The sequence below is a fragment of the Streptomyces sp. WM4235 genome (assembly GCF_001279725.1).
Classification (GTDB): Bacteria; Actinomycetota; Actinomycetes; order Streptomycetales; family Streptomycetaceae; genus Streptomyces.
In genome coordinates this window covers 1-303 of sequence record NZ_LGDE01000386.1, presented here as the reverse complement: position 1 = coordinate 303, position 303 = coordinate 1, and the positions used below count along the sequence as shown (strand labels likewise).

Sequence of the window (303 nt, the reverse complement as noted above, 5' to 3'; positions counted from 1 at the left end):
CCGCGGCCGGCGAGGGCGGGGAGGCGACGCGGAAACGGCCTGCCGTGCTGCTCGGCCACGGCTTCGGCGGCAGCAAGGACGACGTCCGCGCGAAGGCGGAACGGCTGGCCCGGGACGGGTACGCGGTACTGACCTGGTCGGCGCGCGGCTTCGGCCGCTCGGGCGGCCGGATCGGGCTGAACGATCCCGCGCTGGAGGGCAAGGACGTCTCCCGGCTCGTCGACTGGCTCGCGACCCGACCCGAGGTGCGGCTCGACGCGCCCGGCGATCCGCGCGTGGGCGGGGCCGGGGCCGGTGACGGCG

The 303-nt window shown here is 78.2% G+C and carries 1 protein-coding gene; it reads left to right on the top strand.

Annotation, left to right across the window (positions count from 1 at the left end):
• The coding region (locus ADK55_RS23330) for an alpha/beta hydrolase (protein ID WP_199826609.1) at positions 1-303 on the top strand (303 nt) is incomplete at both ends.